The 12,966-nt window shown below is 60.8% G+C and carries 10 protein-coding genes; 5 read left to right on the forward strand and 5 right to left on the reverse strand.

Going from position 1 to position 12,966, the window contains the following annotated elements:
* Nucleotides 1-165 precede the first annotated feature (165 nt).
* The 4 genes from AB4O22_RS28290 (at nt 166) to AB4O22_RS28305 (ending at nt 4,268) form a co-directional block, all read left to right on the forward strand.
* A complete protein-coding gene (locus AB4O22_RS28290) occupies nt 166-1,263 on the forward strand; it encodes a polyamine ABC transporter substrate-binding protein (protein WP_223472097.1) in 1,098 nt (365 codons plus the stop codon).
* 61 nt (nt 1,264-1,324) lie between these two features.
* Nucleotides 1,325-2,467: an ABC transporter ATP-binding protein gene (locus AB4O22_RS28295; RefSeq protein ID WP_003177402.1), complete on the forward strand. Its 1,143-nt coding sequence runs from the start codon at nt 1,325-1,327 to the stop codon at nt 2,465-2,467.
* The gene (locus tag AB4O22_RS28300; RefSeq protein ID WP_223472098.1) at nt 2,464-3,384 is read left to right on the forward strand and encodes an ABC transporter permease subunit; all 921 of its coding nucleotides are present in this window, start codon (nt 2,464-2,466) and stop codon (nt 3,382-3,384) included. The genes AB4O22_RS28295 and AB4O22_RS28300 overlap by 4 nt, the downstream gene beginning before the upstream one ends.
* Nucleotides 3,381-4,268, forward strand: coding sequence for an ABC transporter permease subunit (locus tag AB4O22_RS28305; RefSeq protein WP_214510032.1), 888 nt, complete (start codon nt 3,381-3,383; stop codon nt 4,266-4,268). The genes AB4O22_RS28300 and AB4O22_RS28305 overlap by 4 nt, the downstream gene beginning before the upstream one ends.
* Before the next feature lie 248 nt (nt 4,269-4,516).
* Here AB4O22_RS28305 and AB4O22_RS28310 read toward each other — a convergent pair whose 3' ends face one another.
* The 5 genes from AB4O22_RS28310 to AB4O22_RS28330 all read right to left on the reverse strand — a co-directional run bounded on the left by AB4O22_RS28310 (nt 4,517) and on the right by AB4O22_RS28330 (nt 11,525).
* A complete protein-coding gene (locus AB4O22_RS28310) occupies nt 4,517-5,449 on the reverse strand; it encodes an IS110 family transposase (RefSeq protein WP_460096585.1) in 933 nt (310 codons plus the stop codon).
* A 251-nt stretch (nt 5,450-5,700) separates the two neighbouring features.
* The gene (locus AB4O22_RS28315) at nt 5,701-6,042 is read right to left on the reverse strand and encodes a carboxymuconolactone decarboxylase family protein (RefSeq protein ID WP_003206631.1); all 342 of its coding nucleotides are present in this window, start codon (nt 6,040-6,042) and stop codon (nt 5,701-5,703) included.
* Between the two features lie 101 nt (nt 6,043-6,143).
* On the reverse strand, nt 6,144-8,549 hold the full coding sequence (locus AB4O22_RS28320) for a penicillin acylase family protein (RefSeq protein WP_460097648.1): 2,406 nt from the start codon (nt 8,547-8,549) through the stop codon (nt 6,144-6,146).
* Between the two features lie 355 nt (nt 8,550-8,904).
* On the reverse strand, nt 8,905-11,025 hold the full coding sequence (locus AB4O22_RS28325; protein WP_460097649.1) for a type III effector: 2,121 nt from the start codon (nt 11,023-11,025) through the stop codon (nt 8,905-8,907).
* 11 nt (nt 11,026-11,036) lie between these two features.
* Nucleotides 11,037-11,525: a CesT family type III secretion system chaperone gene (locus AB4O22_RS28330; RefSeq protein WP_223472101.1), complete on the reverse strand. Its 489-nt coding sequence runs from the start codon at nt 11,523-11,525 to the stop codon at nt 11,037-11,039.
* A gap of 187 nt (nt 11,526-11,712) precedes the next feature.
* On the opposite strand from AB4O22_RS28330, the gene AB4O22_RS28335 reads away from it, so the two are divergent.
* The gene (locus AB4O22_RS28335; protein WP_460097651.1) at nt 11,713-12,840 is read left to right on the forward strand and encodes a transglycosylase SLT domain-containing protein; all 1,128 of its coding nucleotides are present in this window, start codon (nt 11,713-11,715) and stop codon (nt 12,838-12,840) included.
* The last annotated feature ends 126 nt before the right edge of the window (nt 12,841-12,966 follow it).

Raw genomic sequence — 12,966 nt, forward strand, 5'->3', positions numbered from 1 at the left:
CTGTTGTCGCTGCCATCGCGGCGGCGGCAACAGGAGCAATTAAATAACTAAAAGTTTTGCTGGATCGGTTTATCGAGGGTAAGTTGCGCGCCGGTTTTGTTGCAGGGCCTCTCTTGGCCAAGTAACGGGGGCAACTTGGGCCCAACTATTTAAGAGGACCTCCACGTGCCAGTCTTTTCTTTGTTACGTAACGCCTTGCTGGTCGGCGCCGGCCTGACGCTCGCCGTCAGCGTCCAGGCCGCCTCCACCGTGCATATTTATAATTGGTCGGACTACATCGGCGAGACCACCCTGGCGGATTTCGAAAAAGCCACTGGCATCAAGCCGGTGTATGACGTGTTCGATTCCAACGAAACCCTGGAAGGCAAGTTGCTGGCCGGGCGTACCGGTTACGACGTGGTGGTGCCGTCCAACCACTTCCTGGGCAAGCAGATCAAGGCCGGGGCGTTCCAGAAGCTCGACAAGGCGCAGTTGCCCAACTACGCCAACCTCGACCCTGCGCTGCTCAAACGCCTGGAAAAGAACGACCCAGGCAACCAGTACGCCGTGCCTTACCTGTGGGGCACCAACGGCATCGGCTACAACGTCGAGAAGATCAAGGCGGTCCTGGGTGTCGAGAAGATCGATTCGTGGGCCATGCTGTTCGAGCCGGAAAACATCAAGAAGCTGTCCAGTTGCGGTGTTTCGTTCCTCGACTCGGGCGACGAGATGATCCCGGCGATGCTCAATTACCTGGGCCTGAACCCCAACAGCGAAGACCCTGAAGACTACAAGAAGGCCGAGGCTCAGCTCCTCAAGATCCGGCCTTACGTGACCTACTTCAACTCCTCCAAGTACATCTCCGATCTGGCCAACGGCGAGATCTGCGTGGCCGCCGGTTTCTCCGGCGACATCTTCCAGGCCCGCGCCCGTGCCAGTGAAGCCGGCAAGGGCGTCAATATCGCCTACGTGATTCCCAAGGAAGGCGGCAACCTCTGGTTCGACATGCTGGCGATCCCGCGCGACGCCACCAACATCAAACAAGCGCATGCTTTTATCAACTATGTGCTCAAGCCTGAAGTCATCGCACAGGTCAGCGACACCGTCGGTTATGCCAACCCGAACCCCAAGGCTGGCGAGCTGATGGATCAGAAAGTACGCACCGACGAAGCGGTTTACCCACCGCAAGCGGTCGTCGACAAGCTCTACGTCAACTCCGAGTTGCCGCCCAAGATCCAACGACTCATGACCCGCAGCTGGACCAAGGTCAAGTCGGGTAAATAACGTCAACACTCTTAGGTTCGTCCGCGTGGGGCGAACTGCAAATTCTGTGGGAGTTTCGTAAATGGCAGTTGCCTCCGGCGCCTATAAGAAAGCCCTCGAGGGCGACCAGACACCCAAGCAGGTGTTGGTCAAAATCGACCGGGTCACGAAGAAGTTCGACGAGACGATTGCCGTGGACGATGTGTCCCTGGAAATCAAGAAAGGCGAGATCTTCGCCTTGCTCGGCGGTTCGGGATCGGGCAAATCCACCTTGCTGCGCATGCTGGCCGGTTTCGAGCGGCCCACTGAGGGACGGATTTTCCTCGATGGCGTGGACATCACCGACATGCCGCCCTACGAGCGGCCGATCAACATGATGTTCCAGTCCTACGCCTTGTTCCCCCACATGACCGTGGCGCAGAACATTGCCTTCGGCTTGCAGCAGGACAAGATCCCGAAAGCCGAGGTCGATGCCCGCGTGGCTGAAATGCTCAAGCTGGTGCAGATGAGCCAGTACGCCAAGCGCAAGCCACACCAGCTCTCCGGCGGCCAGCGCCAGCGCGTGGCCCTGGCCCGTTCCCTGGCCAAGCGGCCGAAGCTGTTGTTGCTCGACGAGCCGATGGGGGCCCTGGACAAGAAGCTGCGCTCGCAAATGCAACTTGAGCTGGTGGAGATCATCGAGCGGGTTGGCGTGACTTGCGTCATGGTGACCCACGATCAGGAAGAGGCCATGACCATGGCCGAGCGCATCGCGATCATGCACCTGGGCTGGATCGCCCAGATCGGCAGCCCGATCGACATCTACGAAACCCCGACCAGCCGGCTGGTCTGCGAGTTCATCGGCAACGTCAACATCTTCGAGACTGAAGTGGTGGACGACGCCGAAGGCCACGCGGTGCTGACCTGCAAGGACCTGGACCGCAACATCTACGTGGGCCACGGCATCAGCACCTCGGTGCAGGACAAGTCGGTGACCTACGCCATCCGCCCGGAAAAACTGCTGGTCACCGCCGAACAACCGACCTGCGAGAACAACTGGTCCAGCGGCAAGGTCCATGACATCGCGTACCTGGGTGGCCACTCGGTGTTCTACGTCGAGTTGCCGAGCGGCAAGCTGGTGCAGTCCTTCGTCGCCAACGCCGAACGCCGCGGCCAGCGTCCGACTTGGGGCGACCAGGTATTCGTCTGGTGGGAAGACGACAGCGGCGTGGTGCTTCGCTCATGAACCTGCGCAAACTCAAACGCCGACTCGATCGAATAACGCCCGGTGGCCGCCAACTGGTCATCGGGGTGCCCTTCATCTGGCTGTTCCTGTTCTTCATGTTGCCGTTCTTCATTGTCCTGAAGATCAGCTTCGCCGAAGCCGACGTGGCCATCCCGCCGTACACCGAGATCTACAGCTACGTCGACCAGAAGCTGCAGGTGCTGCTCAACCTCGCCAACTACGCGATGCTGAGCGAGGACGAGCTGTACATTGCCGCCTACCTTGGCTCGCTGAAGATGGCGCTGATCAGCACCGTCTTGTGCCTGCTGATCGGTTATCCGATGGCCTATGGCATCGCCAATGCCCGCAAAGAGATGCAGACAGTGCTGGTGCTGCTGATCATGATGCCGACCTGGACCGCGATTCTGATCCGCGTCTACGCGTGGATGGGCATCCTCAGCAACAACGGTTTGCTCAACGGCTTTTTGCTGAGCATGGGTTGGATCAACGAGCCGCTGCAAATCCTCAACACCAACCTGGCGGTGTATATCGGGGTCGTCTACTCCTATCTGCCGTTCATGATCCTGCCGTTGTACGCCAACCTGGTGAAGCATGACCCCAGCCTGTTGGAAGCCGCGTCGGACCTGGGTTCGAGCACCTTCAACAGTTTCTGGAAAATCACCGTGCCGCTGTCCAAGAACGGCATCGTCGCCGGTTGCATGCTGGTGTTCATCCCCGTGGTGGGCGAGTTCGTGATCCCGGAACTGCTGGGTGGCCCGGAAACCCTGATGATCGGCAAAGTGCTGTGGCAGGAATTCTTCAACAACCGTGACTGGCCGGTGGCATCCGCCCTGGCGGTGGTGATGCTGGCGATCCTGATCGTGCCCATCATCCTGTTCAACCGCAGTCAGGCCAAAGAAATGGAGGGCAAGGAATGAAGCGCTTCAGTTTTTCAAGCCTGATGCTGGTGCTGGGTTTGCTGTTCATCTACGCACCGATGCTGATCCTGGTGATCTACTCGTTCAACGCCTCGAAACTGGTGACGGTGTGGGGCGGTTGGTCGATCAAGTGGTACGTCGGCCTGCTGGACAACAGCCAGTTGATGGGCTCGGTGATGCGCTCGCTGGAAATCGCCTGCTACACGGCGATTGCCGCGGTGGCCCTGGGTACGCTGGCGGCTTTCGTGCTGACCCGCATCACCCACTTCAAGGGGCGCACGCTGTTCGGCGGCCTGGTCACCGCGCCGTTGGTGATGCCGGAAGTCATCACTGGCCTGTCGCTGTTGCTGCTGTTCGTGGCCATGGCCCAGATGATTGGCTGGCCTCAGGAGCGTGGCATCGTCACGATCTGGATCGCCCACACCACGTTCTGCGCGGCCTATGTGGCGGTGGTGGTCTCGGCGCGCTTGCGTGAGCTGGACCTGTCCATCGAAGAAGCGGCGATGGACCTCGGTGCGCGGCCGTGGAAGGTGTTCTTTTTGATCACCATCCCAATGATCGCGCCGTCACTGGCAGCGGGGGGCATGATGTCGTTCGCGCTGTCCCTGGATGACCTGGTGCTGGCGAGCTTCGTCTCCGGCCCCGGCTCGACGACCTTGCCGATGGAAGTGTTCTCGGCGGTGCGCCTGGGGGTAAAACCGGAAATCAACGCCGTGGCGAGCCTGATTCTGCTGGCGGTGTCGCTGGTGACTTTCCTGGTCTGGTTCTTCAGCCGCCGCGCCGAAGAAAGCCGTAAGCGGGCGATCCAGCAAGCCATCGAAGAAAGCGCCGCCGACTCCTGGAAGCAACCGGAAGTGCGCCGGGCAGAGACCGCACCGGTCTAAACCTGTGGGAGCGGGCTTGCTCGCGAAAGCGGTGTGGCAGTCAATGAAAATGTTGAATGTCAGGCCGCCATCGCGAGCAAGCTTTGCTCCCACAGAGTTTTTGGGTTGCCTATAAATCCGCGCCGAATGCAAATCCCATTGTGGGAGCAACTGTCTTGGATGATTTATTTAGCCATCTTTTCCAGGGACAGCGAGGCTCCCACAGCTCTGGGCTATGCAAGTCTGAAGGGGATTCCCATAATCACAATTCAGGCGATGCGGCCCTTCCACTCAGAACCATCCCGGATCATTGCGTTTAGACGTACCAACAAGACTCGCATACATGCGATGAGCGCAACCTTGGCGCATTTACCTCTCTCGCGCAGCGCCTTATACCGCGCATTGAAGTCAGGCTGAAACCTGATCACAGACCAGCAGGCCATATACAGAGCGCGTCTGGCGGCGAACCTACCGCCACTGATGTAGCGTTTGCCTTTGTGCGTACCGCTATCGTCGTTGTAGGGGGCGATACCTGCTAATGCAGCGATCTGATGCCGGCCAACCTCGCCGAGCTCTGGAAGATAGGCCATTACACTAGCCGCCGTAACGAGACCGATCCCCTTGACCGAGCGCAGACGAGTAACTTTTTCACGGTCCAGGCTTTCAGCGCTTTGACGGATCAATTTTTCTATCAGCTTAACGGCTTCACATAGATAGTCGATATGACTCTGCAACGCGGGTTTGACTGCCTCAGACGAGGCCGTTTTAAGTCTGCGCTTGTCGTCATCTCTTTGCTGAACAAAGTTTTCCCGTTGCTGGACCAGTGCGCGTAAGTCGTCCTGTTCGGCACTTGTGACCCGGCTGTTAGCAGATTTGATAACCGCTGCAAATTGTGCCAGGAGGCGCGCATCTATCGGGTCGGTTTTAGCTTGTTGTCCCATTGCTTTGGCAAAGTTCTTGGCACGGCAAGGGTTGATCCGAATGACCTCAAAGCCTGCAGCCTGAAGCGCTTTCATGACGTTTCGTTCGTAACCGCCTGTGGCTTCCAGCAACACGCGACCGACCTGATGGAGCAGTAGCCAACCAATTAATCCAGGAAAATCACCCTCGGCGTTAGGGCAACTCACCCCGACATCTAACAGATCAACCTGAACCTGAAGACTGTCTTTGGAAACATCAATACCTGCTGGATAGGAAAACATAGCCAAACCCTCTTACACTCAAGGTGAGAGCGCTCTGGCTTGGCCCACGCTTGTAACTGTTCGAGGTGGGCTCGTTCAACTGTTCGGGCTCAATGACCAGAGTGGAGAGGTGAGTGGCAGCATGGGCTCCCACACGTGCTTTAAGCACTTCGGGCGTTCAGCTTGCCGCCCACCGCTCTCACCTTCAGTCTAATCGCAGCGCAAGACACAAGCGGGCTTGCTCGCGATAGCGGTGGGCAGGTATTGGCCCTTCACTTCTTCAACGCGTCATGGGCCTCCAGCGCGCGCAGGGAGTAGATGTAGGCCGCGCCCGCGTTCAGGGACACCGCGGTGGCGAGGGTGGCGGCGATTTCTTCGCGGGTGGCGCCGGCCTTGATGGCGGCGTCGGTGTGTACGCCGATGCAACCGTCACAGCGCGTGGTGATGGCGACGGCGATGGAGATCAGCTCACGGGTCTTGGCATCGAGCACGTCGTTTTCAGCCGCGGCTTCGTCCAGGGCCATGTAGGCCTTGACCATCTTCGGATTGCTTTTGCCCAGGGCGCCAAAGGCGCTCTTGATGGTAGGCAGCAGCTCGGACCAGTTATTGAACATAGCGTTGACTCCTAGTGGGAAAGGCGGGATTGCGCCCTTGTAGTCTTGACCATCAATGACGATCAAGCCCGTGTGGCGATGAAAAAAGACTTGCGCCCGCTTCAGGGCGCCCGGGCCGGCAACAGTTTCAAGGTGCCATGGGTATTGGCCGTCACTTCTTCCTCGGCCAGGTGCGCCTGGTGATACAGCCCTTCTATGTACGCCTCGGCCTGGTCCTCGTAATGCTTGTCGAACGGCACGCCGCTCTGGCCGACGGGGTTGATGGTGACGCTGTGGGTCGGGTCGGCGAAGTCGATGATGCGCCGCGTCGAAGGCCCGTAGGTCACCGGCCAGGGCGCCGGACCGATTTTGGCGGAGAGGTTGTTGGGCACCTCGTGGGTACCCGGTGCGGCGAACGGGCCGACGTTGAAGATCCGGTCCAGCGGCTTTTGCAGGCCCAGCGGGTGGCCGTGGGTCAGGGTGTGGGCCTTGCCCCATTGCCATTGCGTGGCATCGTCGCCGAAGGTGACCTTCAGGTGCGCCAGGCTCTTGTCCCAGGCCTTTTTCACGGTATCGGCACGGGTCTCCGGGCCAAGGGTTGTGCGGTCATCCCACCACGGTGAATCCTTTGAAGCCGCCAGGCGTGGAAGGGCTGCGTCGATCACCCGGGTCGACAGCGCGGTTTCGAAGAGGCCATCGCCCAGTTCATCGTGCAGGGCCGCGTCGGCCAGATTGAACAGGAACTGGTTGAACAGCGTGGCACTGGTGGATTCCAGGGGGTAATCGCCCGGCCATTGAGCCAGTTGTTCCACCCATTTTTGTTCCTGTGGGTCGCTGACCACTTCACGCAGCACCGGCAGCAAAGGCGCGAGCAGGCGAGGGCCGTAGGCGGTGGTGGTGCCCAGTTGCAGTTTCTGGGTGGTTTCGATGTCCCACTTCGCCTGCTTGTCGCTGAGTTGGTGGTTGAGTTGCTGGCCGCGGTCGGCGAGGTTGTAGTAACCCGGGATCTCGATGCCGCTGGCCGGCACCGGCTGGAAATTGGCCGAGACGATGTAGCCCCGCGCCGGGTTCTCTTCCTGCGGGTTGCTGGTGAACGGATAGAAGCCTTCCTTTTCCGCCTCCGGGCTGCTGCCATCGAGAATAAAGCCGGGCTTCACGCCGGCCAGCCGCTTGGGCAGTTGCGCGGCGGCCCACCAGCCGATGTCCCCCTTGGCGTTGGCCCACACTACGTTCAGCCCCGGTGCGTGGATCTTGGCCGAAGCGCCACGGGCCTTGGCGAGGGTGTCCGCGCGGTTGAGTTGGTAAAAAGCCTCGAGGATCGGGTTGCGGCTTTCCAGGAACCCCCACCACATGGCGACCGGGGTCTTGCCGGCATTCGCGCCGAGGGCGTCGTTGACGATCGGACCGTGGGGCGACTGGCGCAGCACCAGCGTCACTGGCGCCTGGCCCTTGACCGCGATCTGCTGTTCGCTGCGGGTCATGTCCACCCATTTGTCGCGATACCAGACCTGTTCGGGATTGTCCGGGTTGACCTTCTCGGCGATCAGGTCCAGGTCGTCGTTCTGGAACATGGTGATGCTCCAGCCAAAATCCCGGTTCATGCCCAGCGTCGCGAAGGGCAGCAGCGCCTGGTACTGCCCGTAGAGTTCGAACCCCGGGGCCGACAAGTGCGCCTCGTACCACACCGAAGGTGTGGAAAAACGGATGTGCGGGTCACCCGCCAGCAACGGCTTGCCGCTGTGGGTGCGGCTGCCGGAAACCGCCCAGGCATTGCTGCCCTCGAACTGCGGCAGGCCGTTATCAGCCAGGGCCTGCTCGCTCAGGCGGGCCAGGGCATTGAGGTCTTTCCAGTCGGCGGCCGCCAGCGGCAGGCCGCCCTTGCGACCTTCGGCCAGCACGCCCTGAGGCTGCCAGTCGAGGTCGAAAATGTTCAGGTAGTTGGCACCCAGGACATCGCGCACGTAGGTCAGCAGGGGTTCGGTGCGAAAGGCCGCGGCGAAGCTGTAGGCCATGTAGCCGGTAATGCTCACGGTGTCTTCGGCGGTGAAGGGGCGCTTGGGAATGCCTAGCACATCGAATTCCACGGGCCGGGTGTGGCTGTCCTGATAGGCGTTGATGCCGTCCAGGTAGGCTTGCATGGCGATCCAGGCCGGGGATTGTGGGTCCTGCTCGGTCACATAGGCCGCGGCACGCTCGCGGATGCGCAGGCTGCGCATCAGCTTGTCGGTGTCGAGCAGTTTCGGCCCCAGCACCTCGGCCAGCTCACCACGGGCGAGGCGGCGCATGATCTCCATCTGGAATAGCCGATCCTGGGCATGGACGTAACCGAGGGCGCGGTACAGGTCGGTTTCGTTCTCGGCACGGATATGCGGCACACCGCGTTCGTCGTAGCGCACCGTCACCGAGCCATGCAGCCCTTGCAGCTGCACCGTGCCCTGGCGGGTGGGCTGCTTGCTGTAGAGGTAGCCGCCCGCGACGATGATCGCGGTGACGATCAATGACAGGAAGGCGATGAGGGTGCGTTTCATGGTGATTCCTTATTCTGGTGACAGCGGCTCCATGGTCCCGCTGCTGATTCCCTGTTTAGCATATGGCTGCTTCCCGGTGCATCGTCCGTCGGAGGGATTTTCTCCAAGTCGCTTCGCGGGCGGGAGTATAGGCGGTGGACGATCTCGGGCAGTGGCTGGGCTTTGGAGGCCGGCGCCTTGAATCGGAAGGCTATCGTCGATCGGCACGGCAATCACGTCGGCCGTCGTCGAAGCGCAAAGGGATATGAGTCGGCGTGTGTCGCGAGGGCCGGCCACAGGAGGTTCCTGCGACCGGCGTAGGAGGGCGTTTCAACCGGTGATCGTCAAGCCATCGAACGATGGCCCGGTGGTTTCGTCAGCTTGGCCGGGTAGTGGGTGCAGGTTCGTTGGACGGTCCGCCCTGGGGCCGCGCTTCGCCGCGTTCCGCCAGCTCCATATTGTCGCCAGCGCCTGGGTCTTTAGGCCTCGTGGCCAAGCTCTGAATCCACTCGGCTCCTACGTTGAGCCCCGCGACAGTGGCTTGCGTAGCCAGCTGGCTAGCGCCGCGAGCGGCGGTATAGAGGTTCTCGCCAGCGCGTCCCACACCTGGGGGTTGGGTATGGGGCAGGCTGTCCCGGTTTGGATTGGTGATGTTCTGCCACGGTACGTTTGCGCGTGCGGTCAGGTCGTCCTTGCCGTCGTTCAGCGCTTTGTTTTCCAGCGGTGCCGCCACGCTGTTGGCGAAGAACGGAAGCAGCGTCAGGCCCGAGGAGAAGAAGGTCGTGATGATCTGCTGCATTTTTTCCAGCGTCTCGGCATCTTCCCCTACCGCGGCGGCGTCTCCCACTGCGGTACGCATGGTAATACCTGCGCTTACGCCAACGATCCGGTTGGCATAGTCACTGATATTGGTCATGTTGGTCGGTAGCACTTTGCTTGATTCGGCCAGCGCCTTGGGCAGCAGCTCCTTCCATTCGCGTGTTTCGTTTTTGACCCGATAGGTTGGAATCTTCTCGTCACCGTGGGTTTGAGAGTATTTGGCCACTGCCTGGCCGCCGGCCATGAAGGCGCCACCGACGGCGGAGGCGAGGCTGCGAGCGCCGATGCCCGAGGCACTCACGCTCGTGAACTGATTCAGGGTCTCTCGTACCGCGTGAGCCGCGCCGAAAGCCAGGTAACCGGTGAAGTCGCCGCTGATGGTGCCAAAGTTATTGGCATTCTGTTTAAGCAGGAAACCGGTGCGCTTGTCTTCCTGCGTCTTGTCGATGGCCGCGCGTTGAGGATTAGCGACCCGACGTCCACCCACCGTAATGTCCTGCAGGGCCTTGGGGTATACCGACAGCGGATCAACCTTCTCCAGGCCACTGCCGATGGTTTTGTCGACGATGGTCTGGATTATGGGACGGGCGCTGTCGCTGACCACCTTATGGGCTGCACCCAGGACCGCCGATGTTCCTGCAGCATGTCCGGCGAGGTGCGTACCCGCCAGCTTCTCGTCGATCGCCGCGGTGGCGGCACCGAAGTGAGCCGAGGAAGCGAGGCCCTGCGGGATGCCTGCGTCGGCAAATACCGCCAGGCCCGTCAGGAATCCACTGTGGGTCTTGAGGTCAGCGACATAGTCCTGGCGTCCGACGTTCTTCAGCGCGGTGTCCAAAGTGTCGTTTTTCTTCGTCGCCTTTGCCAGTTCGCTAGGGCTGTTGTCTTCCTGTTCCTGGAAATCGTCAAACTCCTCCTGAACCGTGATCAGTTGGTTCAGTTCAGCAGTCGCCTGGTCTCGTTCGGGCTGGGAAAGGCTCTGATTGGTCATTGCACTGCGCGCATGCTCGATTCGGCTTTCCATGAAGGTATTCAAGCGCGTGGGCATGTCTTGCGTCATAGCTTGCATGATGCCTTTGGCATAACCGCGGAAGGCTTCATGGCTGTTTTGCAGAGGCGCAAGGTCCTTCTCTTCCGTGGTGCTATCGATGACTTCCTGGCACAACGAATGATAGGCGCCAAGGGTATTACCCATGCGCTCGCAGTGTTTGTCCCAGACGGCTTTGAAACCGCCGTCCTCTTTCCTGGCGTCCTCGTTCTTGCCCAGGTACTCGTTGAAGTCCTTGACGAATGCTTCGGTTTCTTCGTGGCCCGACAGCATCGGGTGAGGCGTGCCGCCGAGTTCGGTCAGGTGCTTCTGTACGTCTTGATAGCTTGTGCCTGGCGCGAAGTCCAAGACTGTACCTTCCAGGCTCATATGCGCTCGTGCGTAGCCAATGGGATCGCTGTTGGGGTTTATGTCACTGAGGTTTCTGAGCTGTCCCGTCAGGCGATGCTGCCTGGTCTTGAGCGTTTGCTGGGTCTGCTCGGTCGGTTTTCCTTCGAAGTGATAAGGCACCAGGGGATTCGTGGAGGGCCTGACCTGCCCGGAGAGGCTGGTTCCCACCGGCGTGATCTGATCGTCCTGTTGCTGACGCAACGCCGCCGCGCTGGTGCTTCGTCCTACCGATAAATCTTGCATGTCGTGCTCTCCTAGATTGACAGGGCACTGTTGAGCCCGGTGCTGCGGGGGGTGGGTTTGTGCTGGGTGGTCTTGGCGGTGCCGTTTGGGCTGGCGCCGTCGAAGAAGTAGCCCTCTCGCCAAATCAACGCCATGTCGGCGGCACCGCCCATCAGCCCGAGCAGGCGCTCGGCCGTGAGGGTTTCCAGGGGGACGTGGCCGATCAGGATCACCTGTTCGCTGTCGCGGTTGTAGGACAGGGAAGGGCAGAACGCGCCGCTCAGCAGGTACAGGTTGGTTTCCAGCAGCCGTTGCAGGACCGCTTCCCGATTCGCCACCGGCAATGGCCCGAAGCTGCAGTAGATAAAGACGTCTCCCTCACCCACGCCAGGGGTGTGCTTCAGGGAAAAGTCCACATCCTTGACCGACAGGTTCGCCTGCTCGTAGAACGCTGACGGGGTAGGAATCATTGTGAGTTCGCAGAGCTGATCGATCAGCTTGCAATAGGTGGGTGACGCCATGAGTGACCTCGCATTGTCATCCAGGCGCCGACGAGCGCCTGCTGCCCATGGTGAGTGACACCTGCGGCATTTCGGTTCCAACTGCACGCCGCTGCCGTCCGATGGCGATGATCGAGGTGATCGGCGTGGAACCGCTGTCCGGTGATCTGCCACCCAATGGCGCCACCTCATTCAAGGTTGACCGCCCATGCCCCGATCACTTGCACCTTTGCCGGCCCTTCGATTCGTCCCTAAAGGGTTGTCCATGCTGGCCATGGGGACCTTGCTGTATGGCTGCCAGCACCTCGAACCGCAGTTGACCATCGGCGATCCGTTCGCCAACGAGCCTTACCGCTCGCAACTGCGCTGGCTTGAACCGGCGCCTACGGACACGATCATCCAGATCAGCGAGTCATCCCCGCAAAACGGTGGCGGCAGCCTGTGGACGCGCATGCGCCAGGGTTTTTCCTTGCAGGCCAAGACCCAGGGTGTGGCGCGCATCGATGAGCAGCGCCGCTGGCTGATGGATCGCCCGGCTTTTCTCACCCAGACCGGGCGCGCCGGCAGCCGTTACTTGCACTTCATCGTGGGTGAACTGAACAAGCGCAACATGCCGCTGGAACTGGCGCTGTTGCCAGCCATCGAGAGCGGGTTCAATCCGAACGCCCAATCGCCTGCCCAGGCCCTGGGCCTCTGGCAATTCATTCCCGCCACGGGGCGCCGTTATCAATTGCAGCAGCGGGGGGACTATGACGAGCGCCGGGACATTCCGTCATCGACGCGGGCCGCCCTGGATTATTTGTCCTACCTGCACGATTACTTCGACGGCGACTGGCTGCTGGCGCTGGCCGCCTACAACGCCGGGGAGGGGCGCGTACGCGACGCGATCACGCGCAATCGCGCCCGCGGCCTGGCGACCAACTATTGGAACCTGTCGTTGCCCGGCGAGACCCAGAACTATGTGCCGCGGCTGCTGGCGCTGTCGCAGTTGGTGAATACGCCCGCCGACTATGGCGTGAGCCTGGCGCCCATCGCCGACCAGCCGTATTTCCAGATGGTCGCCTTGGCGCAGCCCGTGGACCTGGCGCACCTGGCACAGTTGTCCGGTGTTCATGAGCGAGAGTTGCGCATGCTCAACCCTGCCGTGCGTGGCCGGGCCAGGGGACGCTTGCTGATGCCCCTGGATGCGTCGCACAGGTTGCTGGCCCAGCCGGACATGATCGCCAAGGCCGCGCTGCCCCGCGTGGCCGGTAGCGAAGAACAAGTGGTTGCCTCACCCGATACCGATACGGTCGAGCCGCAGGTGGCGGAGGTGGTAGTGCCGCCAGGGGTGTGAGCCGGTTGCTTCCAGAAGCGGAACGCGGAGCGTCCCTGGCGGCACTCCCACGCGGAGCGTGAGGAACGATCTTCCACAACTCCCTACAACCTGATCTTTCGCTTAAGTGAATAGCATTGAGCTGAT

Source organism: Pseudomonas sp. S3_B11, assembly GCF_054667715.1.

Excerpts from the sequence above, each read along its gene's own strand:
- AB4O22_RS28315 (WP_003206631.1), bottom strand. The coding sequence starts at position 6,042 with ATGTTCAATAACTGGTCCGAGCTGCTGCCTACCATCAAGAGCGCCTTT.
- AB4O22_RS28325 (WP_460097649.1), bottom strand. The coding sequence starts at position 11,025 with ATGCAAGATTTATCGGTAGGACGAAGCACCAGCGCGGCGGCGTTGCGT.
- AB4O22_RS28335 (WP_460097651.1), top strand. The coding sequence starts at position 11,713 with ATGCCCCGATCACTTGCACCTTTGCCGGCCCTTCGATTCGTCCCTAAA.
- AB4O22_RS28295 (WP_003177402.1), top strand. The coding sequence starts at position 1,325 with ATGGCAGTTGCCTCCGGCGCCTATAAGAAAGCCCTCGAGGGCGACCAG.
- AB4O22_RS28305 (WP_214510032.1), top strand. The coding sequence starts at position 3,381 with ATGAAGCGCTTCAGTTTTTCAAGCCTGATGCTGGTGCTGGGTTTGCTG.
- AB4O22_RS28320 (WP_460097648.1), bottom strand. The coding sequence starts at position 8,549 with ATGAAACGCACCCTCATCGCCTTCCTGTCATTGATCGTCACCGCGATC.
- AB4O22_RS28310 (WP_460096585.1), bottom strand. The coding sequence starts at position 5,449 with ATGTTTTCCTATCCAGCAGGTATTGATGTTTCCAAAGACAGTCTTCAG.
- AB4O22_RS28300 (WP_223472098.1), top strand. The coding sequence starts at position 2,464 with ATGAACCTGCGCAAACTCAAACGCCGACTCGATCGAATAACGCCCGGT.
- AB4O22_RS28330 (WP_223472101.1), bottom strand. The coding sequence starts at position 11,525 with ATGGCGTCACCCACCTATTGCAAGCTGATCGATCAGCTCTGCGAACTC.